Here is a 567-nt window from a genome sequence, read left to right on the forward strand (position 1 = left end):
CTTTGTTGACGGGGACTTAGAAACCCCGTCCGTCTACACGGCGGGGTAGTTCATCAAACAAAGAAAAAAAATTGAACCAATCGTAATAATAAATTATCAATCAATAGGTATCCACTCAATATGATGGGGTAGGTAATGATTTATGGAGGCCAAGACCAGCCAAAGGAATTAACAACAGGAACGATTTTACCAAAAGTTAATGTAGAGCTTTTTAACCGAGTTTTAGAAGACTTTGCACGAGAATTTCAGTTAGGAGAAGACAAACACATTATCTTAACCATTGACAGAGCTGGATGGCATACAAGTTCTGAGTTAAAGATTCCTTTGGGCTTGCACTTAGAGTATTTACCACCCTACTCGCCTGAATTACAACCAGCAGAAAGGTTATGGCCTCTAATTAATGAACCGATCGCAAATCGTTCATTTACCAGCCTCGAAGAGTTAGAAGAAATTCTGTTTGAGCGTTGTCAAGTTCTTTTAACACAGCAATTTGCAATCAAGGCTATAACCCAGTACCATTGGTGGCCGAAAATTCAGGTTTAATTACTCCGATGCTACCGGATTTGA

At 39.5% G+C, this 567-nt stretch carries 1 protein-coding gene; it reads left to right on the forward strand.

Features of this window, described 5'->3' with window-relative positions; translation table 11 throughout:
- The first annotated feature begins 138 nt into the window (after positions 1–138).
- A complete protein-coding gene (locus tag D5R40_RS33710; RefSeq protein ID WP_282433715.1) occupies positions 139–543 on the forward strand; it encodes a transposase in 405 nt (134 codons plus the stop codon).
- Positions 544–567: the final 24 nt, after the last annotated feature.

Source organism: Okeania hirsuta, assembly GCF_003838195.1.
Classification (GTDB): Bacteria; Cyanobacteriota; Cyanobacteriia; order Cyanobacteriales; family Microcoleaceae; genus Okeania; species Okeania hirsuta.